Consider the following 19,810-nt stretch of genomic DNA (forward strand, 5'->3'; position numbering starts at 1 on the left):
CTTCATCGTCATGCCGGTGGACGGCTCCAGCGTCTGCCGGTGCCCCCGACGCTGAACGCCCTGCGTACGGGGGCGGTGTCCTCACCCGGGTGTCACGCGGCTAATCCGTCTCGACGGGCAGGAACGCCCAGCAGTTCTGGAGGTCCCAGTCGGACGGCGCCAGCGCGATCTCGGGCGGGAAGATCTTCTTCGGCGAGATCGTCATCATCAGATCGTGATCGGGAACATCGATGCGGAAGGGTGCCGGCAGCGGGCGCTGCGGAGCCGGGGTGATCCGCCACTCGCGGGTGGGGAAGTCACTCACCGGCCCCAGGATCACCCTCGCACCGCTCTCCGCCTCCCGGTAGCTCAGGGAGCGGGAGGGGAACAGGCGGGCGGGAATCTGGATGGCGCAGAGACCATCGGGCTTGACCTCCACCGAGAACTCCTGCTCTCGTTCCGGCGCAGCCCCCGGAGCCGTCACGGTCACACCGTCCTCCCCGGCGGTGAGGACGCGCGCCTCGGGGCCCAGGGCGCCGGGCCAGCTGACGATGCGGTAGACGCCGGAGGACAAGGTTTCCATGGGTGGCTCCTTCGCCTGGTGATCGCCGCGGCCGACTCCGGTCGACAGCCTCCTGCGGCGACAAGTGGGCCGGACCGCAGATCGGCCGGACAGCCGGGCAACGCCGCAGCAGCCCTGAAGATGCGAGACGAGACGGCAAACCACCTGAACGGGGGAAGCCCCCGCGGCGGCAGGCCCTACGCGCCCTGCGCCTCAAGCACGGCGAGGCGGCCTTCCTCGCCGCGACGGCGACCGACCGACGGAGTGGGAAGTCGGCCGGTCCGACTTCCCACTCCTCGCGGCCTGCCGGGCGGCGGGTGGGGGGCAGGCGCTGGGCTGACCGGCAGCACCGTCCGGGTCCGCCGCCAGGTCACCACCGAACTGCTGCGCCGACGGATGATCCGCAGCAGGCGCTGCCCCTCGTCGTCATCGATCTCGCGGACGCGTACTCGCTCAGCCGCCGGCACAGCTTCCCTGCCGCGCGCTGCGGGCGAGCGTCATTCCGTCGGCGTGCCGATCCGAAGCCGGTTGCCGTCAGGGTCGCGAAGCTCGATCTCACGCGCCCACGGAACGTCTTTCGCCTGCACATCGAACTCGGAGGCGATGGCATCGACATCACGCACGCGGAAGTAGACCAATGTGTCGGGGCGGGCGTCGCCCTTGTGCTCCGACAAGAACAACCGCACCCCGCCTCGGGCGACCTCGACGAACGCGGGAAGCCCCGGTTCGAAGCGGTGCTCCCACTGCTTGGCGAAGCCCAGCCGCTCGTACCACGCCACCGCCGCCGCAGCGTTCTCGACGCGAAGAATGGGAATGACTTCCTCGTCCATGGAGCCATCGTCGCAGGCCACCCAGGGCGAACGTTGCCTGATGAGTGCTGGATCCCCTGCGGTCCGGCTCCTGGGCGAGTCGGCTGCGGAGGGTTGTCGCCGGTTGTCGCGGGCAGGTGAACCGTGGACGGACCGGGCTATCGAGTCACCCACAGCGCCAGGCCGCCGAAGACGACGAGCGACGCGAGGAGTTGCGCGAGCATGGCGGGCGGAGCCGCCTCGTCCTCCGGCTCGCCCTTCTCCTGCGCCTCCGTCAATCGCCGTGCCAGTTCACGGCGGTGGCCGATCATGCCCACCGGGATGGACGCCACGGCGAACGAATACATGGCGAGCACCGCGGCCGCTTCCATGTGCTTCGCGTGGTAGCTGCCAACCCCGAAGAGTGCCATCGCCAGTGGTGCCAACGCGGTGCTGATCCGGTGTGTGCGGGTGGGCATTCCCGGCACCAGGATCGCCCAGAACGCCGCCGTCGCCAGGATCGCGAGCCACCACCACGACACGACGCCAAGCCCCAACGGATCCACCACGCACCGCCCCCTTGTCCTGGCCGTGGAGCCCATGGCGCACGCGGACTCCAGGGCCGTTCGCGTACGGTCGATCATACAGCCTGGCGACGACCCGGTCTCCACCGAGGGTGTGGAACCCGGTTGCGGGGCGCGGTGGTGCACGCCCGGCGCGTGGGAGTGTGCGCGAGGTGTGGCTCGAACCCGTGCCCGGGTGTGCCGCTCAGCTCCTCGAATCCGGGTGGTGTGAGTGGAAGAGCATACGGGCCACGGGAGTTGGGCTGGCGGGACGGCGCCCTGGGGCTGGCGGGACGGCGGCCCTCGGAGGCGGAGGGCGGCCCAGGTGGGTCATGGGGAGTTGCGGGACCGTGGGGAACAGGCTTTCTCCCGGACTACGCTGACGATGCATCCGGCGGGCACGGTGCGTGCCTGCCCGTGTGCGGACAGTGCGGCGTGGTGGAGAACAGGGGAGGCCGGAATGGATGAGGTTCAGGGTGGCGGCGAGAGCAGCGACGTGACGCGTCCGCAGTTGGACGAGGACCTGTCGGGGTTGTCGGATTTCCTGCGAGCGATCGGTCGGCAGATCAAGCTGCTGCGCGAGCGGGCGGGGTTGACGCAGAAGGAGTTCGCCAAGGAAGTCGGCTACACCGAGAGCCTGATCGGCGCGGTGGAGCAGGGGAAGCGGACGCCGCAGCGGGAGTTGCTGGAGGCGGCGGAAAGGGTGCTGGACGCCGGCGGGCTGCTGCTCGTCATCGCGCAGGACATCGAGCGGGCGAAGGCCAGGGCGCGAGTGCGGCACCCGGAGTGGTTCCGGAACTACGCCAGCCTGGAGACCTCGGCCATCGAACTCCACGAGTGGGGCTCCTACCTGGCGCCGGGACTGCTCCAGACGGAGGACTACGCCCGGGCGGTGTTCCGCATGCGGCAGCCGTTGCTGGCGGAGGAGTTGGTCGAGATCCGGGTGGCGGCCCGGATGGCGCGGCAGGAGATTCTCGCCCGGTGGCCCCGTGCAGTCTTCAGCTGGGTAATCGACGAGGGTGTCCTGCATCGGCGGCTCGGCGGTCCGGAGGTGCACAGAGGGCAGCTGGCGCGGTTCCTGGAGGTCGCGAACACCCGTGGTGTGACGCTTCAGATCATGCCGATGGACCGGGCCGAGAACGCCGGTATGGACGGTTCGTTCACCCTGATCACCCCGAAGGGGCGCCCGCAGACCGGCTACATGGAAGTCCAGATGAACGGTAGGCTCATCGTGGATGCGGAGGAGGTCCGCCTCCTGAACGTGCGGTACGGCACCCTCAGGGCGCAGGCGCACTCTCCGCAGGATTCCCTGTCCTTGATCGAGAAGATGCTGGGAGAGCGATGAGCGGCGATCTGGTGTGGTTCAAGAGCAGCCACAGTGGCGGTGAGGGCGGCAACTGCATCGAGGTTGCCGAGGCGGCGGAGTCGGTGTTGGTGCGTGATTCCAAGGACAACTCCGGCCCCCACCTCGCCTTCTCCCCGGCCGCCTGGCGGTCCTTCGTGGAGTTCGCACAGGCGATCTGACGGCATTACGGAAGGCGGCCGCCCCCTCGCAGGGGGCGGCCGCCTTCTGCTCTACCGTCCGGCGAGGGCGTGGACGAAGCGGTGGGCGTCGATGGTGCCGAGGCCGCTCGCGAGGTCGTAGCCCCGGGTGGCCTGGTACCCCGTGACGCCGCCCCACGAGTTGTCGCCGGTGGTCACGTCGACCAGGCCGCTCCACTGCCCGGGCAGCAGGTCGAGGCCGTAGAGGCGCCGGTTGAGCTGGCCGAGGCGGCGGCCGGCGAGCTGGTCGGCGAGGGCGACCACGCCGGAGAAGACCGGCGCCGCCTCGCTGGTGCCGCCGGTGAGGTGCCATCCCACCCGGGCCGGGTCGTAGGACTCGTACGTCCACGCGCCGCCGTCGACGGCCGCGCTCATGCTGATGTCCGGGGTGCCGCGGTGGTTGCCGGTGACCTGGGCGACGCCCGTCTGGTAGAGCGGTCGCTCGAACACGCCGGAGACCCCGCCGCCGCCCGCGCCGTAGGCGTCGTGCCAGACCTTGTCCGGCGCGGTGCGCTTCCCGGCGTCGTCCAGGGTGAGCTGGGTACCGCCGATGGAGGTGACCAGCGGGTCGGAGGACGGCCAGGAGCTGACCCGGTACGGGTAGAGGTCGGTGCCGTTCTCCTGGTAGTCGGTCGCGCCGGCGTCGCCGGAGGAGGCGAGCACGGTGACGTCGTGCGCGGCGGCCTCCTTGAAGGCGTAGCGCAGGTCGGTCAGCGCGCGGAAGTCGCCCTGGTCGAAGCCGGGGAAGGTGTTCTCGGTGGCGCCGAAGCTCTGCGAGATGACGTCGGCCCGGCCGGAGCGGATGAGGGCCCGCTCGGCGTCCATCATCTCGGGCAGGCCGGTGGTGCCCTCGGTCTCGGCGACCCCGGTCTCGACCAGGATGATGTGGGCGTCCGGTGCCACGGCATGGGCGTACTCGACGTCGAGGGTGGCCTCGCCGGCCCAGCCGGTGTGATCGGGGTTGGCGGGGTCGAACGGCGGGACGTCACCCCACTTGACCACCTCGACCCGGGTGTCCGGCAGGCCCCACTGCCGGTCGAAGACCTCCAGGTCGTGCTGGATGGTGGGGGAGCCGAAGGAGTCGACGATGACGATGGTGCGGCCCTTGCCGGTGACGCCCTCCCGGTAGAGGGCGTTGAGGTTGTAGGCCTCGCGGTACTGGAGCGGGGAGTAGCAGTGCAGGCCGAGTTCGGCCAGGCACTGCGAGGTGGACAGGGGCGCCGTGCGGCCGACGGCGCTCACCCGGCCGGCCGAGGCGGGGCGGACGTGCACGCCGGCGGCACTCGGCGCGGCGGTGGTGCCGGCGCCGCCGGAACCCGTGGAGACGGTGGAGACGGTGCCGGCCGCGAGCGCGGTGGCCGCGACGGCGAGCAGGGCCAGGGCGCGGCGGAGGGTGCGAGGGCTGCCCATGGGACTCCTAGGGACGCTGGGCCCGGCCGGGATCGGACGGGTCGGTCCGGCCATCCCATCGAGCGCCGCATGATCATGCCATAGTCATTTCATGCTGTCGGCATGGTCGTCTCCGGCCACCGAAAAAGGTCAAGACCGTCCCAGGTGAAGGTAACCCACCACCTGGGACGGTCTGCTGACCGACCGTCAGGGATCCCCGACGTGTCAGCGCGCTCCGCCGTTGACGTACAGCGTCTGGCCGCTGACGTACGAGGCGTCCTCGCTCGCCAGGAAGGCGACCACCGAGGCGATCTCCTCCGGCTGCCCGACCCGCCGCAGCGGCGTGCGGGCGGCCACCTCGACCTGGTGGTCCTCGGCCGTGGCGCCGACCCGGGCGGCCGTCGCGGCGGTCATCGCGGTGGCGATGTAGCCGGGGGCGACCGCGTTCACATTGATGTTGAACGGGCCGAGCTCGATGGCGAGGGTCGCCGTCAGGCCCTGGATCCCGGCCTTGGCGGCGGCGTAGTTCGCCTGGCCGCGGTTGCCGAGCGCCGAGCGCGAGCTGAGCGAGACGATCTTGCCCCACCTCTGCGCCACCATGTACTTCTGCGCCACGTGGCTGCAGTTGTAGGCGCTGGTCAGATTGACCGTCAGCACCGCGTCCCAGTCGGCCCTGGGCATCTTGAAGAACAGGTTGTCCCGGGTGATCCCGGCGTTGTTGACCAGGATGTGGAGACCGCCGAGGTCCTCGGCGATCCGGGCGAACACCTCCTCCACGGCGTCGTAGTCGGCCACGTCGCAGCCGTACGCCCGGGCCGTGCCGCCCTTGGCGGTGATCTCCCCGGCCGTCCCGGCGGCCCGCTCGGCCGAGAGGTCGACGACGGCCACCGCCGCGCCCTCCTCGGCCAGCCGGCGCGCGGTCGCCGCGCCGATGCCCTGCGCCCCGCCGGTCACGACGGCGACCTTGCCCGCGAATCGGGTCACTGCTGCTCCTTCGACACATGAGTGGGAAAACGGACGGGGCCGGAGCGGCCCGTCAGACGGACTCCACCAGCACCGCCGTGCCCTGGCCGACGCCCACGCACATGGTGGCCAGGCCCCGGCGCCCGCCGGTGCGGCGCATCCGGTGCAGCAGGGTGGTGAGGATCCGGGCGCCGGACCCGCCGAGCGGGTGGCCGAGCGCGATCGCGCCGCCGGTCGGATTGACCAGCTCCGGGTCGATCCCCAGCTGGTCGACGGAGGCCAGCACCTGGGCGGCGAAGGCCTCGTTCAGCTCGGCCTCCTCGACCCGGTCCAGCGACCAGCCGGCCCGGGCGAGCGCCTTGCGGGTGGCCGGCACCGGTCCGATGCCCATCACGTCCGGGTGGACGCCCGCCGAGGCGCCGGCCACGTACCGGCCGAGCGGCTCCAGGCCGAACGCGTGCAGCGCCTCCTCGCTGACCAGGACGAGCCCGGCCGCGCCGTCGTTCATCGGCGAGGCGTTGCCCGCCGTCACCGTGCCGCCGGGGCGGAAGGCGGGCTTGAGGCGGCCCAGCTTCTCCAGGCTGGTGTCCTCGCGGATCGACTCGTCCGCGGTGACGGTCACCCCGTCGGCCCGCTCGACCGGGACCAGCTCGGCGTCGAAGTGGCCGTCCTTGCGGGCGGCGGCGGCCCGCCGGTGGCTGCGCAGCGCGAAGGCGTCCTGCTGCTCGCGGGTGATGCCGTAGCGGCCGGCCACCTCCTCGGCGGTCTCGCCCATGGAGAGCACGCCGTGCAGTTCGGCCATCCGGGGGTGGGTGAGCCGCCAGCCGAGCCGGGTGTCGTGGGTCTCGATCCGGTGCGGCAGCGCCTCGTCGGGGCGGGGGAGGACGAAGGGGGCGCGGGTCATCGACTCGCAGCCGCCGGCCAGCACGACGTCCGCCTCGCCCGAGCCGATCGCCCGGGCGGCCATGGTGACCGCCTCCAGGCCGGAGGCGCAGAGCCGGTTGACGGTGGCGCCGGGGACGCTGTCGGGCAGTCCGGCGAGCAGGACGGCCATCCGGGCGGCGTTGCGGTTGTCCTCGCCGGCCTGGTTGGCGGCGCCCCAGTAGACGTCGTCGATCCGGGCCGGGTCGAGGGTGGGCAGTCCGGCGAGCAGGGCGCGCAGCACGGTGGCCGAGAGGTCGTCGGGGCGGACCGTGGCGAGCGCTCCGCGCAGCCGGCCGATGGGTGTGCGGCGGGCGGCGGCGAAGTAGACAGGACGCACGACGTCGGGCTCCTCGTGGTGAAGGGGGACGGTGGGTCAGAAGGCGCTGACGCCGGTGAGCGCGCGCCCGATCAGCAGCTGGTGGATCTGGCTGGTGCCCTCGTAGAGGGTCATCACCCGGGCGTCGCGCAGGTACTTGCCGACGGGGTACTCGTCGATGAAGCCGTACCCGCCGAACACCTGGAGGGCGTTGTTGGCGGCCCGCACCGCCGCCTCGCTCGCGAACAGCTTGGCGACGGAGGACTCGGTGGCGAACGGCAGGCCGCGTTCGATGTGGTCGGCGACCTTCCAGGTGAGCAGCCGGGCAGCCTCGACGTCCACGGCGATCCCGGCGAGCAGCTGCTGCACCAGCTGGTGCGAGGCGATCGGCGCGCCGAACTGCTCGCGCTCGCCGGCGTACCGGACGGCGGCGTCCAGGCAGGCCCGGGCGATGCCGACGCAGCCGGCGGCGACGGACATCCGCCCCTTGGCGAGGGCGGCCATGGCGACGGTGAAGCCCTTGCCGACCTCGCCGAGCCGGGCGTCGTCGGGCACCCGGACGTCGTCGAGGGCGAGCTCGGCGGTGGCCTGGCCGCGCAGGCCGAGCTTGCCGTGGATCTCGGTGCGGGTGAAGCCGGGCAGGCCGGTGGGCACCAGGAAGGCGGTGATGCCCCGGTGGCCCGGTCCGCCGGTGCGGGCGAAGACGAGGGCGACATCGGCCCAGGTGCCGTTGGTGATGAAGGTCTTGCCGCCGCTGAGCAGCCAGCCGTCGCCGTCGCGCACGGCGCGGGTGGTGAGGTTGGCGGCGTCGGAGCCGGTGCCGGGTTCGGTGAGGGCGAAGCAGCCGAGCGCCTCGCCGGAGGTGAGCCGGGGCAGCCAGTGCCGCTTCTGCTCCTCGGTGCCGAAGGCGTTGACGGACTTGGCGACCAGGCCGAGCGAGACCGAGACGATGCCGCGCACGGCGGAGTCGCCCCGGCCCAGCTCCTCCAGGACCAGGCAGTACGCGAGGTGGTCGCCGCCGCTGCCGCCGTACTCCTCGGGGACGGTCAGGCCGAGGAAGCCGACCTCGCCCAGCTTGCGGACGATCGCGCGGTCGACCGACTCGGCGCGGTCCCACGCGGCGGCGTGCGGCACGATCTCGCGGTCGGTGAAGGCGGCCGCGAGCTCGCGGACGGCGGCCTGTTCCGCGGAGAGTGCCAGGTCCATCGGGGCGCCCCCAGGTAAACTAGCGCTGCAAGTTTTACGAGGGGACTGTAGCTCCGGCCGGCCGCGCTGGGAAGGGGCACCTGCCAGAATCGCTCCAGATCCCCACCCGACCGGAGGAGCCGCGCCCGATGGCCCGCCCGCGCACCCCCCTGCTCAACCGCGAGCGCATCGTCGCCGCCGCGCTGCGACTGGTCGACGAGGAGGGGCTGACCGCGCTCTCCACCCGCCGGCTGGCCGCCGAGCTCTCGGTGAGCGGGCCGTCCCTCTACAACCACTTCGCCACCAAGGACGCGTTGCTGGACGCGGTGGTGGACGGCGTGATGGGCGAGGTCGACCTGTCGATGTTCGCCGCCGGCGCGCCCTGGCCGCAGGCGCTGCGCGACTGGGCCCGCTCCTACCGGGCCGCGCTCGCCGCCCATCCCAACATCGTCCCGGTGCTCGCCCAGGGCCCCGGCCGCCGGCCGAACGCGCTGCGGCTGGCCGACGCCGTCTTCGGCCACCTGGTCGAGGCCGGCTGGCCGCGCGGGCAGGCGACCAGGATCGGCGCGCTGATGCGCTACTTCGTCACCGGCTCGGCGCTGGCCTCGTTCGCGGCCGGTTTCCCGGAGGACGCCGGGGTCTACGACGCGGCCGACTACCCGCACCTCGGCGAGGCCCACCGGCTCGCCGAGCACCGGACGGCCGTCGACGAGGGCGCCTTCGAGACCGGCCTCGACGCGCTCCTCGACGGCCTGGAACTGCGCTTCGAGCGGTTGCGGCAGCAGGCTCACCAGGGCTCGCGGGCCACGAACGCCGGGCGCAGCGCGGGGTCCACCGGGTCGTAGTACCGGTGGTAGACGGGGGTCAGCCCGCCCGAGACCGGCGGCACGATCCAGCTCCAGTCGGCGGGCGTCGGCCGGCCGGCCCGCTTCTCCTGCGCGATGTGCCGCAGGAACCGCTCGGACTCGGTGTGGTGGTCGGCCATGGTCACCCCGGCCTGCTCGAAGGAGTGCAGCACCGCGACGTTCAGCTCCACCAGCGCCCGGTCCCGCCAGAGGGTGCGCTCGCTGGAGGTGTCCAGGCCGAGCCGGCCGGCGACGGTGGCCAGCATGTCGTAGCGGTCGGCGTCGGCCAGGTTGCGGGCGCCGATCTCGGTGCCCATGTACCAGCCATTGAACGGCGCGGTGGGGTAGCGCACGCCGCCGATCTCCAGGGTCAGGTCACTGATCGCCGGGACCGCGTACCAGCGCAGGCCGAGCTCGGCGAACCACGGGTGCGCGGGGTGGGAGAGCCGGACCTCCAGCGTGGTGTCCTCGGGCAGCTCGTACCAGGCGGGCGGCTCGCCGGGCCGTTCCTGGACGAGCAGTGGCAGCACCTCGAACGGTTCCCCGCCGGCCTTCCAGCCGAGGTCGCGGGCCCGGGCGGCGAGCTGCCCGCCGGCCGGGTCGCCGGTCCACCGGCCGTCCGGGCCGGGGTGACCGGCATAGCGGATCAGTTGCTGGTTGAGGACCCGGGCGGCCGGACGGCCGGGCCGGTCGGGGGCGAACACCGAGATCACCGGGCGGATCCGGCCGCCGTTGGTGGCGGTGCGCAGGTGGGCGAAGCACTCGGCGGCGATGTCGTCGGCCGAGGAGAGGTGGCGCAGGTCGCGCACCACCAGGCTGCGCCAGTACAGCCGGCCGATGCAGCGGGCGGCGTTGCGCCAGGCGAGCTTGGCGCCGTGGGCGAGTTCGGCGGGGGTGTGCTGGTAGGTGCCGGTGCGGTCGATCTCGTCGAGGACGGTGCGTATCCGGGGCTGCGGATCACCGGCGGCGGGGTGCTCGGCGTGGAACTGCCGGATGAAATCGGCGGCCTGCCGGGGATCGGTGAAGGGCCGGGGGCCGTTGAGCGTGTGCGGCCCGGTGCCGGGCTGATCAGGAGCAGGCTCCGGTGACTCCTCGGGCACCAGGTGGCCGTGGACGTGGGCGTGCGAGTAGGGGCAGGCGCCGCCGGGCCCGGTGGCGGCGGATCGGCGCGAGCTACGGGTGCGAAGCCGGTCGAAGATCAAGGACATCCCTCCTGCCGCAAAGGGATACCGGAGGGGTGCGCGCCGCCGCAGGGAGTGAACGATTCGGCCCCGCCCCCGGCGCTTTGGCGCTAGGGTGCGGGGCCGACGGGCCTAGGAAGCGCCCCCGCCGGATCGGTTGACCGGCCGGGCGGGCGACTGGGCGACCGGCTGGGCCAGCGAGAGCCCGAACCGGCCCTCCTCGTCCGTCCACCAGGCCGCCGGCCGCAGGCCGGCCGCCGACAGCTCCTCGGCGATCCGCTCCCGGCGGAACTTCGCCGACACCTCGGTGCGCAGCTCCTCGCCCTCGGCGAAGTGCACCGGCAGGTCCAGCGCCGGGATCTTCACGGTCTGCGAGGCCAGCGAGCGCAGCCGCATCTCGATCCACTCCCGCTCGGCGTCCCAGAGCGCGACGTGCGCGAAGGCGTCCGGGTCGAAGTCGGCGCCCAGCTCGCGGTTGAGCACGTTGAGCACGTTCCGGTTGAACTCCGCGGTCACCCCGGCCGCGTCGTCGTAGGCGGCGACCAGCACCGCCGGGTCCTTCACCAGGTCGGTGCCGAGCAGCAGGAAGTCGCCCGGGTCGAGCGCGGCGCGCAGGCCGCCCAGGAACGCGGCCCGCTCGGCCGGCAGCAGGTTGCCGAGGGTGCCGCCGAGGAAGGCGACCAGGCGCGGGCCCCCGGTCGGCGGCAGCTCGGGCCCGGCGGTGAAGTCGGCCAGCACGCCGTGCACCGCGAGGCCCGGGTACTCGGCGACGAGCGCCTCGCCGGCCGCCGTCAGCGCGCTCTCGCTGACGTCGACCGGCACGTACGCCTCCAGCGTGCCGAGGTCACGCAGCGCGTCCAGCAGCAGCCGGGTCTTCTCGGAGGAACCGGAGCCCAGCTCCACCAGGGTGCGGGCCCGGGTGACGGCGGCGATCTCGCCGGCCCGGGCGGTGAGGATCGCCCGCTCGGCCCGGGTCGGGTAGTACTCCGGCAGCCGGGTGATCTCCTCGAACAGCTCGCTGCCCCGCGCGTCGTAGAACCACTTGGGCGGCAGCGTCTTGGGTTCGGCGGTCAGCCCGGTCTCGACGTCGTGCCGCAGCGCGGTGCTGAAGTGGTCGGCGGGCAGCAGCCGGGTGAGATCGAAGGTGCTCATGACAGGTGGGTCCTCTGTTCAGGAAATGAAGAGACATGAGCCCGCGGTGGGCCGCGGGGCCGCGTTCAGAGCGGCTTGACGGTCACCCCGTCCGGGCCGGCCAGCAGCAGCGACCGGTCCGGTACGACCGTCCAGTCGGGATGGTCGTCGGAGGGCTCGGAGGCGACCAGCACGCCGAGTCCGGGCACCGTCCGGTGGTGCAGGGTGTCGCCCCAGGTGGTGGCGGCGATCTCCCGGCCGTCGGTGAGCAGCAGGTTGATCCGCCCGGTGGTGTGCGCGACCGTCTCCGCGACGGTGTCGGCCAGCGCCTCGCCGAGCCCGGCGCCCGCGCGCAGCCGGTGCAGCGCGAGCGCCCAGAGCAGGGCCGAGTCGGTGCGCGACTCCAGGGTCAGCAGCTCCTGCGGCGGCAGCAGCGCGGCGAGCGCGCCGGTCCGCTCCGGCCAGCCGGCCAGCGCCCCGTTGTGGCTGAACAGCCAGCGCCCGGCGGCGAACGGCGCGGCCGCCTCCTCGCCCGCCGCGCAGCCCTCGGTGGCCGAGCGGACCGCCGCCAGCAGCGCCCGGGTGCGCAGGACCCGGGCGAGATCGGCGAACGAGGCGTCCGCCCAGACCGGGCCGGCCCGGCGGTAGCGGGCCGGCACCTCGTCGCCGTCCGCGTACCAGCCGAGGCCGAAGCCGTCCGCGTTGACCGTGCCGTACTGCTGCAGGCGCGGCGCCCAGGACTGCCGGTAGAGCCCGGAGGCCGGCTCCACCAGCAGGGCCCGGGGCGCGACCGGTCCGCCCAGGTAGGCGAGGTGGCGGCACATCAGCCCGCCTCCGCGCCGGCGGGGGGCCGCCCGCCGGCGCCGGGATCGACGTCGGCGGCGGTGCGGAACCCAGCGAAGATCTGCCGGCGCACCGGGTAGTCCCAGTTGCGGAAGGTGCCCCGGCAGGCGACCGGCGCCACCGCGAAGCAGCCGCCGCGCAGCACCTTGTGCTCCGGCCCGAAGAACACCTCCGAGTACTCCCGGTACGGCCAGGCCCGGAAGCCCGGGTAGGGGCGGAAGTCGCTGGCCGTCCACTCCCACACATCGCCCATCAACTGCCGCACCCCGTGCGGGGACCGGCCCTCGGGGTAGCTGCCGGCCGGGGCCGGGCGCAGATGCCGCTGACCCAGGTTGGCGTGCTCGGGCCCGGGCGCGCCGTCGCCCCACGGGTAGCGCCGGGAGCGGCCGGTGGCCGGGTCGTACCGGGCGGCCTTCTCCCACTCGGCCTCGGTGGGCAGCCGCCGCCCGGCCCAGCGGGCGTAGGCGTCGGCCTCGTACCAGCTGACGTGCAGCACCGGCTCGTCGAGCGGCACCGGCTCCAGCACGCCGAAGCGGCGGCGCAGCCACTGGCCGTCCACGTGCTGCCAGAACAGCGGCGCGGTCAGCCCGGCGTTCCTGCGGTGCGCCCAGCCCTCGGGCGTCCACCAGTGCGGCTCGTCGTAGCCGCCGTCCGCGATGAACCGCAGGTAGGCGGCGTTGGTGACCGGGGTGGTGTCCAGCCGGTAGGCGGGCAGGTCGACGCGGTGGGCGGGGCGCTCGTTGTCCAGCGCCCACGGCTCGGTGTCGGTGCCCATGGTGAACGGGCCGGCCGGGATCAGCACCTCGGCGGGCAGCGTGGCGGCGTCCGCCGGCGCGGGCGGCGGCGGGGGAGCGGCCAGCGCCGGTTCGCCCTTGCGGAGCTGATGGGTGATCAGCATGGTCTCGTCGTGCTGCTGCTCGTGCTGGGCGATCATGCCGAAGGCGAACCCGGCGGCCAGCAGCGGCGGGCCCTCCAGCGGGCTGCCGGCGAGCAGGTCGAGCACCCGGCCGCGGACCTCGCCCGCGTACGCGCGCGCCTCGGCGGGCGGCAGCAGCGGCAGGCTCGGCCGCTCGGCGCGGGGGTGCTCGAAGGCGTCGTAGAGCGGGTCGATCTCCGGATGCATCGGGTCGCGGCCGCCGACGTTGCGCAGCAGCCAGAGCTCCTCCTGGTTGCCGATGTGCGCGAGGTCCCAGACCAGCGGGGACATCAGCGGGGAGTGCTGGGCGGTGAGGTCGTGCTCCTCGACGCAGTCGGTGAGCGCGGCGGTGCGGGCGCGGGCGGCCAGCAGCTCGACGGCGATCGTCTCGCGCAAGGCCTCCGGCGTCGGGGCGGCGGGGGCCGGGGCGTCCGGCAAGGAGCGGTTCGACGGGGGAGTGCCCCCGGCCTGGCGGGCGTCGTCGATCATGGTGCGGCCTCCTCCGGGGGAGTGCGTCGGGTGCCGGCGCGCAGGGCGTCCAGCTGGTCGTCGGCCGGGCAGCGGCCGCGCGCGGGGTAGCGCTCGGCGTAGGCGGCGACGGTGGCGCGCAGCCGTTCGGCGCCGGGCAGCCGGCCCAGCGCGGCGTCGGCGGCGGCGAAGCAGGCGAGGGCGGCGCGGCGCAGTCCGGGGTCGGCGGTGGCCAGGGCGGCGGCCCGGCGCCAGAGGTCGCTGCGCGGCGGGCGGGGGTCGTCCCGGGGCGGCTGCAGCGGTTCCAGCGCGGCGAGTGCGGCGTCGCCGGCGAGCGGGTCGTCCAGCAGCGCGGTGACCAGGGCGGTCGGCACGACCCAGCCGTCACCCGGCTGGGCGTCGATCATCCGCAGTTCCAGGTGGCCGTGCGGGCGCACCGGCGGGAACAGGGTGGTGCGGTGGTAGTCGAGGTCGGCCAGGGTGGGCGGGCGCTCGCCGCCGCCGCGCAGCCAGTCGCCGAAGGTCAGCCCGGCGGGCGCGGTCCAGGGCAGGCCGTCGTGGCGGCGTACGCAGAGCACCTCGGCGTCCAGCACGTAGTCGGCCCAGGCCTCGCGCGGGTCGCCGCGGCCGGGCGCCGGGGCGAGCGTGCGGCTGGGGTCCATCCGGGACCAGACGGTCTGCCGGGTGGAGCGGTGCCCGGTGGGGCGTCCGTCCAGCAGCGGCGAGTTGGCGAAGGCGGCGACCAGCACCGGGCCGAGCCGGTGGGCGAGCAGCCAGCGGCGCTCCAGCGCGTGCGGGCCGTCCTCCGCCCCGGCGTCCAGGCAGACCTGGAGGGAGGCGGTGCCGGTCATCATGATCCGGCCCCAGGGGCCGGCCGCGTCGAAGTGGCGCTCCATCGCGAGGTAGCGCGGATGGTCCAGCACCATCGTGCGGGGGCGGGCCAGCGGGTCGGTGCCGGTGCCGGTCAGGCGCAGGCCCTGGGCGGCGAAGGCGGCCCGCAGGGCTCCGAGGTCGCGCCGGGTGTCGGCGACGCAGGCGGTGAGGCTGTCGGCGGGCGGGGAGCTGAGCTCGACCTGGCCGCCGGGTTCGAGGGTGAGGCGGGAGCCGGAGGGGAGCGAAGTCCCGTCGGGGCCGCCGAGCGGTAGTGCGTCCAGCGCGGCGTTCAGCCGTTCCGGTGGGACGGGCTGGTCGGGACATCGTTCGTCGTGAACGAACGACTCGACCTCGACGCCGACCAGCCGGGGCGGGCCGATCTTGAAGCAGACGCCCGCCATGTGGCTGCGGGCGGCCGATTCGGTGAGCGGGCTCACCGCGTCGGCGTGCGGCTGTGCGCCCTTCCGGTCGGTCGGGTCGGTCGGTCGAAGGGGTATCACCGGACTTCACCATCCTCGGGACACGGGTGCGGCCCGGACTACCTTGCCCAGTCTGCCCCGGACCATGCGGAGCCGCCGCACAAACATCCGGTGAAGCCCGGCCGTCGCAGGCGGGAACGGTGCGGACGGGTGAACGGGGCCGGCCGGGGTCGCAATCCGGCCGCCGGAGCGCATGGATCCGGCCGCCCGGACGGTGGGCGCACCGCACTGCGCACCGCACACAGAGCTCCGCGCACCGCACGCGGCGCCGGCCTCCGTCCACCGCACCGGCTCCGGTCAGGCCCGCCCGGCCGCCCGCCCGGACAGGTGCGCCGCGAGGCCGCGCCGGCCGCGCCGCATCATCACCGCGTGGTTGGCCCGGAACAGCGGGCGGGCGGGCAGTGCGAGGCGGCGCAGCAGCGGCCTGGCCGGGCGGGTGTCCTCCTCGAACAGGGCCAGCGCCCCGCCCTCCCCGTCCGCGGTGACCGTCCAGCGCGACCAGCCGGTGAGGTCCCCGTGCATGGCGGCCTCCAGCACCCCGGCGCCGGGATCGCGCCGGACGGCGGTGAGCCCGATGACCAGCCGGTAGGGGAGCAGCGCCCGGACCAGCACCTCGCCGCGGTCGGGACCGGTCTGCCGGGCGTCGCGGACCTCCGGCCACCAGTGCGGGTAGCCGGCCACGTCGGCGAGCGCCTCGAACACCTCCCGCGGCGGTGCGGGCAGCCGCCACACCCCCTGGAACCGGTAGTGGTTGGGGTCCACGGGGGCACTGTAGCGGCGGGCACCGGGACGCCCGGGGCGGCGCCCGCAGGAAGGGTGCACTCCGCTTGCATGCGTTCGGCGTGCAGAGGAGGATCTTTTGTGCTTGTAGTCTCATCAGTCACAGCTGCCCCATCCGGTGGCTGGTCCACCGGAACCGGAGCGAAGGAGTCCTGAGGATGCGGCGACCGAACTGGGTACCGGAGGGTACGGACCTGGACAAACCGAACGCCGCACGCGTCTACGACTACTACCTCGGGGGCTCCCACAACTTCGAGGTCGACCGGGAGATGGCCCGCAAGGCCATCGAGCTGTGGCCGGAACTGCCGCAGATCATGCGCTCCAACCGGGCCTTCCTGCGCCGCGCCGTCCAGTTCGCCGCCGAGCGCGGCATCGGCCGCTTCCTGGACATCGGCTCCGGCATCCCCAGCTTCGGCGCCGTCCACGAGATCGCCCGCGCCATCCGCCCCGAGGCGCAGGTCGTCTACGTGGACCGCGACCCGGTCGCCGTCGCCCACAGCCGCCTGCTGCTGGAGGACGACCCGGGCAGCTCCGTCGTGCAGGCCGACGTGCGGGACGTCGAGGACCTGATGTCCCGCCCCGAGGTGACCGCCCTGCTCGCCGCCGGTGAGCCGGTGGCCGTGCTGCTGGTCGCCGTCATGCACTTCGTCCAGGACGCCGAGGACCCGTGGAAGCTGATCGCGGTGATCCGCGACGCCCTCCCGCCGGGCAGCGCCCTGGTCCTCTCGCACGCCTCCCTGGAGGGCCGCCCCGACCAGGCCGAGGACCACCAGCGGCTCTACCGGATGACGCCCACCCCGCTGACCATGCGCACCCACGAGCAGATCACCGCGATGTTCGAGGGCTTCGACCTGGTCGAGCCCGGCGTCGTCTACCTGCCGCAGTGGCGCCCGGACCAGCCCGAGACGGTCGGCGAGCACCCCGAGCGGATGGCCGGGGTGGCGGGCGTGGGGTTCCGTCCGTGACGGAGGCACCGGAACCGAGCAGCAGCGCCGAACGGTTCCACGAGGACTGGGCACGGCTGCTCTCCGGTGACCACGGCACGGCGATCCACCCCGGGCTGCTCGGCCGGCTCGTCTCGCGCACCGCAGGACTGCTCCACCGCGCCCAGCTCGACCAGCCCTTCGAACCGCGGCTGGCCGCCGCCGCCGGGGCCGAACTGGTCGAGGCCCAGTTCACCGACCCGGTGGTGCTCGCCCGGGCGGTCGAACTGCTCCAGCGCCACCCCGCCGCCGACGGCCGCGGCCCCGCCCTGAGCGGCGCCTTCGCGGCCGGCTGGGCGGCCGCGCTGCGCGAGCGCACCCTGCGCGAGCAGGAGGCCATCCGCACCGCCGCCGACCTCGCCCGCAAGGAGGCCGAGAAGGCTCTGCGGGCCTCCGAGGCCCGCTTCCGCGCGCTGTTCGAGAGCGCCGCCATCGGCATCGGCATCGGCGACACCGACGGCAACATCCTCGCCGCCAACAAGGCCCTGCAGGACCTCTTCGGCGCCGGCCCGGACGACATGATCGGCCGCCGGGTCGGCGACCTCGTCCACCCCGAGGACACCGACGGCGTCTGGGAGGCCTACGAGGAGCTGATCAGCGGCAAGCGCGAGTACTTCCAGTTCGACAAGCCGTACTACCGGCAGGACGGCGAGATCGTCTGGACCCATCTGACGGTCTCGCTGATCCGCGACGACGACGGCCGCCCGGTGTACCAGGTCGCCATGCTGGAGGACGTCACCGACCGCTACCGGCTCCAGGAGCGGCTGCGCCACCAGGCCACCCACGACCCGCTGACCGGACTGCCCAACCGGGCCGCGTTCTTCGAACGGCTGGAGAAGCTCTTCGAGGACCCGGACCCGGGCGCCCGGTTCGGCCTCTGCTACGTCGACCTCGACGGCTTCAAGGTGGTCAACGACAGCCTCGGCCACGACACCGGCGACCAGCTGCTGTGCGCCGTCGCCGCCCGGCTGAAGGCCGCGCTCGGCCCGCTCGGCCACCTGGTCGCCCGGCTCGGCGGCGACGAGTTCGTCGTCCTGCTGGAGAACAGCCGCGGTGAGCAGGAGGCGGTCGCCGCCGCCAAGACCGTGCTGAAGGCGCTCGCCGGGCCGGTCCTGATCGGTGACCACAAACTGGCCGTCGGCGCCAGCGTCGGTGTCCTGGAACGGCGGGTGTCCACCACCACCCCCGGCGCCGCCGTCCGCGCCGCCGACCTCACGCTCTACCGCGCCAAGGAGGCCGGCCGGGGCCGCTGGACGCTCTTCGACCCCAAGGAGAACGCCCGCGCCGTCTCCCGCTACGCCGTCTCGGTGCGGATGCCCGCCGCCCTCGACCGCGGCGAGTTCTTCATCGACTACCAGCCGCTCTACGCGCTCGCCGACGGCCGGCTCGCCGCCGTCGAGGCGCTGGTGCGCTGGCGCCACCCGCAGCTCGGCGTGCTCGGCCCGGACGAGTTCGTCACCACCGCCGAGGAGACCGGGCTGATCATGCCGCTCGGCCGCTGGGTGCTGGAGCAGGCCTGCGGCCAGGCCGCCGACTGGATCAAGCGGTTCGGCGACGCCGCGCCCCAGCTCAACGTCAACCTGGCGGTGCGGCAGGCCCGCAGCGCCGCCCTGGTCGGCGACCTCGGCCGGATCCTCGACGCCACCGGCCTCGACCCGTCCCGGCTCCAGCTGGAGATCACCGAGTCCACCGTGGTCGGCCCGGAGGACGAGGCGCTGCGCACCCTGCACGGGCTGGTCGGCCTCGGCGTCTCGCTCGCCGTGGACGACTTCGGCACCGGCTGGTCCAACCTCGCCTACCTGAGGGACCTGCCGGTCTCCGGGCTGAAGATCGCCGGCTCCTTCGTCGGCGACCTGCACGACCCGGCCAAGGACGAGGGGACCGGCTGGCGGATCGTCAGCGGCCTGGTGTCGATGGCGCACGCCCTCGGACTGACCGTCACCGCCGAGGGCGTGGAGACCGGACGGGACGCCGAGCGGCTGCGCGTCATCGGCTGCGACTGGGCGCAGGGCTGGCACTTCGGGCGCCCGGTGCGCCCGTCCGAGATCGTCCGCCGGATCACCGAGGAGCCGCGCGGGCGCCCGCTCGCCGGATGAAGCGCCCGGCGGCCGTGACGGGCACCCGGCCGCTCAGCCCACCAGCCGGGACAGCTCGATCGAGTGCCCGGTGCGCTCCGCCTTGGCCCGCAGGTAGCGGACGTTGCTCTCCGAGACGTGCACACCGGTCGGCACCCGGCGCTCCACCGCGACGCCGAGCGCGGCCAGCTGGGCGGCCTTGTCGGGGTTGTTGCTGAGCAGCTCGACGCCGCCGACGCCGAGCGCCCCGAGCATCTGCGCGGCGGCGGTGTAGTCGCGCCCGTCCTCCGGCAGCCCGAGCGCGGTGTTGGCGTCGTAGGTGTCCAGCCCGGCGTCCTGGAGGGCGTAGGCGTCGAGCTTGTTGTACAGCCCGATGCCGCGCCCCTCCTGCCGCAGGTACAGCAGGTACCCGCCGGCGTCGGCGATCCGCTCGACGGCCTCGCGCAGCTGCGGCCCGCAGTCGCACCGGGCGGAGCCGAACACGTCCCCGGTCAGGCACTCCGAGTGCAGCCGCACCAGCGGGGTCGCGCCGTCGTCCACCGTGCCGAGCGCCAGCGCCAGGTGCTCCGCCCCGTCGGCCAGCCCGTGGAAGGTGACGGCCTCCGCCTGCGCCCGGTACCCGTCCGGGAACACCAGCGGGATCCGCACCCGCGCCCGCACCCGCGCGGCGCCGTCGGCCCGCGGGGAATCGGTCTGCTGCTGCGGCGGCTGCACCTGCGGCATGGCGGGGGCCTTTCGTGACGGGCGGTTCGGGTGGGGCTCGACTGCTGACGGTACTAGGTAGTTCCAATTTGAACAACCTTCCCGAAGGGGGTCCCCGAAGGGTCGGTGCAGCTCACGAACGGGTTGCCGGACGGAAACCGAGGGGGTAGGGGCGGACAAACGGGGGGTGGCAGTGAGAGACTGTGCGCGCGCGAGCGGTCCAGGAGTTGCCGCGCTGGTGTTCAATGCGCCGTGACGCCCTCAATGGCGAGGGGACCGCCGGTGCCTTTCCCCCGGGACGACGGGGGAGGCGCCCTGTCTGT

19 protein-coding genes are annotated in these 19,810 nt (G+C 73.8%); 5 read left to right on the forward strand and 14 right to left on the reverse strand.

Going from position 1 to position 19,810, the window contains the following annotated elements; translation table 11 throughout:
* Positions 1-100: 100 nt before the first annotated feature.
* The 3 genes from ACF1AK_RS13515 to ACF1AK_RS13525 all read right to left on the reverse strand — a co-directional run bounded on the left by ACF1AK_RS13515 (position 101) and on the right by ACF1AK_RS13525 (position 1,898).
* Positions 101-562 carry a hypothetical protein gene (locus tag ACF1AK_RS13515; protein ID WP_391498942.1) on the reverse strand — a complete coding sequence of 154 codons (462 nt, stop codon included), beginning with the start codon at positions 560-562 and terminating at the stop codon, positions 101-103.
* Between the two features lie 476 nt (positions 563-1,038).
* On the reverse strand, positions 1,039-1,371 hold the full coding sequence (locus tag ACF1AK_RS13520; RefSeq protein WP_391498943.1) for a glyoxalase superfamily protein: 333 nt from the start codon (positions 1,369-1,371) through the stop codon (positions 1,039-1,041).
* 137 nt (positions 1,372-1,508) lie between these two features.
* Positions 1,509-1,898 (reverse strand): hypothetical protein, encoded by a 390-nt coding sequence (locus tag ACF1AK_RS13525; RefSeq protein ID WP_391498944.1) that lies wholly within the window; start codon positions 1,896-1,898, stop codon positions 1,509-1,511.
* 454 nt (positions 1,899-2,352) lie between these two features.
* On the opposite strand from ACF1AK_RS13525, the gene ACF1AK_RS13530 reads away from it, so the two are divergent.
* Both ACF1AK_RS13530 and ACF1AK_RS13535 read left to right on the forward strand, forming a co-directional pair.
* Complete coding sequence (locus ACF1AK_RS13530; RefSeq protein ID WP_391498945.1) at positions 2,353-3,237, forward strand: Scr1 family TA system antitoxin-like transcriptional regulator; 885 nt, start codon at positions 2,353-2,355, stop codon at positions 3,235-3,237.
* Complete coding sequence (locus ACF1AK_RS13535) at positions 3,234-3,416, forward strand: DUF397 domain-containing protein (protein ID WP_391498946.1); 183 nt, start codon at positions 3,234-3,236, stop codon at positions 3,414-3,416. Before ACF1AK_RS13530 ends, ACF1AK_RS13535 begins: the two co-directional genes overlap by 4 nt.
* A gap of 51 nt (positions 3,417-3,467) precedes the next feature.
* Here ACF1AK_RS13535 and ACF1AK_RS13540 read toward each other — a convergent pair whose 3' ends face one another.
* The 4 genes from ACF1AK_RS13540 to ACF1AK_RS13555 form a co-directional block, all read right to left on the reverse strand.
* Positions 3,468-4,844 (reverse strand): S8 family serine peptidase, encoded by a 1,377-nt coding sequence (locus ACF1AK_RS13540; protein ID WP_391498947.1) that lies wholly within the window; start codon positions 4,842-4,844, stop codon positions 3,468-3,470.
* A gap of 204 nt (positions 4,845-5,048) precedes the next feature.
* Positions 5,049-5,807 (reverse strand): 3-oxoacyl-ACP reductase FabG, encoded by a 759-nt coding sequence (gene fabG, locus ACF1AK_RS13545; RefSeq protein WP_391498948.1) that lies wholly within the window; start codon positions 5,805-5,807, stop codon positions 5,049-5,051.
* Positions 5,808-5,859: 52 nt separating this feature from the next.
* Positions 5,860-7,047, reverse strand: a complete 1,188-nt coding sequence (locus ACF1AK_RS13550; RefSeq protein ID WP_391498949.1) for a thiolase family protein — start codon at positions 7,045-7,047, stop codon at positions 5,860-5,862.
* A 36-nt stretch (positions 7,048-7,083) separates the two neighbouring features.
* Positions 7,084-8,232, reverse strand: coding sequence for an acyl-CoA dehydrogenase family protein (locus ACF1AK_RS13555; protein ID WP_391498950.1), 1,149 nt, complete (start codon positions 8,230-8,232; stop codon positions 7,084-7,086).
* Positions 8,233-8,360: 128 nt separating this feature from the next.
* Here ACF1AK_RS13555 and ACF1AK_RS13560 point away from each other — a divergent pair, with 128 nt between their 5' ends.
* On the forward strand, positions 8,361-9,056 hold the full coding sequence (locus ACF1AK_RS13560; RefSeq protein WP_391498951.1) for a TetR/AcrR family transcriptional regulator C-terminal domain-containing protein: 696 nt from the start codon (positions 8,361-8,363) through the stop codon (positions 9,054-9,056).
* On the opposite strand, the gene ACF1AK_RS13565 is transcribed toward ACF1AK_RS13560, so the two are convergent.
* The 6 genes from ACF1AK_RS13565 to ACF1AK_RS13590 all read right to left on the reverse strand — a co-directional run bounded on the left by ACF1AK_RS13565 (position 8,999) and on the right by ACF1AK_RS13590 (position 15,709).
* Positions 8,999-10,264, reverse strand: a complete 1,266-nt coding sequence (locus ACF1AK_RS13565; protein WP_391498952.1) for a nitric oxide synthase oxygenase — start codon at positions 10,262-10,264, stop codon at positions 8,999-9,001. The genes ACF1AK_RS13560 and ACF1AK_RS13565 overlap by 58 nt on opposite strands.
* A 105-nt stretch (positions 10,265-10,369) precedes the next feature.
* Positions 10,370-11,389: an L-histidine N(alpha)-methyltransferase gene (gene egtD / locus ACF1AK_RS13570; protein WP_391498953.1), complete on the reverse strand. Its 1,020-nt coding sequence runs from the start codon at positions 11,387-11,389 to the stop codon at positions 10,370-10,372.
* A gap of 65 nt (positions 11,390-11,454) precedes the next feature.
* A complete protein-coding gene (gene egtC, locus ACF1AK_RS13575) occupies positions 11,455-12,192 on the reverse strand; it encodes an ergothioneine biosynthesis protein EgtC (protein ID WP_391498954.1) in 738 nt (245 codons plus the stop codon).
* Complete coding sequence (egtB, locus tag ACF1AK_RS13580) at positions 12,192-13,616, reverse strand: ergothioneine biosynthesis protein EgtB (RefSeq protein ID WP_391498955.1); 1,425 nt, start codon at positions 13,614-13,616, stop codon at positions 12,192-12,194. The genes egtC and egtB overlap by 1 nt, the downstream gene beginning before the upstream one ends.
* Entirely contained in the window at positions 13,613-14,968 is a 1,356-nt protein-coding gene (egtA, locus tag ACF1AK_RS13585) for an ergothioneine biosynthesis glutamate--cysteine ligase EgtA (RefSeq protein WP_391498956.1), read from the reverse strand. The genes egtB and egtA overlap by 4 nt, the downstream gene beginning before the upstream one ends.
* A gap of 276 nt (positions 14,969-15,244) precedes the next feature.
* Positions 15,245-15,709, reverse strand: a complete 465-nt coding sequence (locus ACF1AK_RS13590) for an SRPBCC family protein (RefSeq protein ID WP_391498957.1) — start codon at positions 15,707-15,709, stop codon at positions 15,245-15,247.
* A gap of 176 nt (positions 15,710-15,885) precedes the next feature.
* On the opposite strand from ACF1AK_RS13590, the gene ACF1AK_RS13595 reads away from it, so the two are divergent.
* Both ACF1AK_RS13595 and ACF1AK_RS13600 read left to right on the forward strand, forming a co-directional pair.
* Positions 15,886-16,692, forward strand: coding sequence for an SAM-dependent methyltransferase (locus tag ACF1AK_RS13595; protein WP_391498958.1), 807 nt, complete (start codon positions 15,886-15,888; stop codon positions 16,690-16,692).
* On the forward strand, positions 16,689-18,806 hold the full coding sequence (locus ACF1AK_RS13600; RefSeq protein WP_391498959.1) for a putative bifunctional diguanylate cyclase/phosphodiesterase: 2,118 nt from the start codon (positions 16,689-16,691) through the stop codon (positions 18,804-18,806). The genes ACF1AK_RS13595 and ACF1AK_RS13600 overlap by 4 nt, the downstream gene beginning before the upstream one ends.
* 33 nt (positions 18,807-18,839) lie before the next feature.
* Here ACF1AK_RS13600 and ribA read toward each other — a convergent pair whose 3' ends face one another.
* A complete protein-coding gene (ribA, locus tag ACF1AK_RS13605) occupies positions 18,840-19,508 on the reverse strand; it encodes a GTP cyclohydrolase II (protein ID WP_391498960.1) in 669 nt (222 codons plus the stop codon).
* Between the last annotated feature and the right edge of the window lie 302 nt (positions 19,509-19,810).

The organism is Kitasatospora sp. NPDC015120, from assembly GCF_043080305.1.
In the GTDB taxonomy this organism is placed as follows: domain Bacteria; phylum Actinomycetota; class Actinomycetes; order Streptomycetales; family Streptomycetaceae; genus Kitasatospora.